This is a genomic window from Bradyrhizobium sp. sGM-13 (assembly GCF_018398875.1).
In the GTDB taxonomy this organism is placed as follows: domain Bacteria; phylum Pseudomonadota; class Alphaproteobacteria; order Rhizobiales; family Xanthobacteraceae; genus Bradyrhizobium.
In genome coordinates this window covers 1-402 of the sequence record NZ_JAGWDK010000210.1, presented here as the reverse complement: position 1 = coordinate 402, position 402 = coordinate 1, and the positions used below count along the sequence as shown (strand labels likewise).

Below are 402 nucleotides of genomic sequence, written 5' to 3'. Positions count from 1 at the left end.
AACCTATCACTACTCCAATGAAGAGGACGGCAAGATACTGCGTCGCTATTGGACCACCGCCTGCCAGGCGTGCGCGCTGAAGGCCAAGTGCACAACAGGCAAAGAGCGCCGGATCTCACGTTGGGAGCACGAAGCCGTCCTTGAGGCCGTGCAGGCGCGGCTTGACCGCAACCCGGACAAGATGCGTCTGCGTCGCCAGACGGTGGAGCATCCCTTCGGTACGATAAAGTCTTGGATGGGATCGACGCACTTCCAGATGAAAACGCTCAAGAACGTCAACACCGAGATGGCGCTGCACGTCCTGGCCTACAACTTGAAAAGGGTAATGAGCATCCTGGGCGTTGGCGGATTGATCGAAGCGATCCGAGCATGAGACAGGCTGCAAGGCCAGCTCGTCGGGCT

The 402-nt window shown here is 58.7% G+C and carries 1 protein-coding gene; it reads left to right on the top strand.

Features of this window, described 5'->3' with window-relative positions; genetic code table 11:
* A partial coding sequence (locus KJQ96_RS38810) for a transposase (protein ID WP_213291200.1) occupies window positions 1-373 on the top strand: 373 nt, incomplete at its 5' end.
* Window positions 374-402 lie beyond the last annotated feature (29 nt).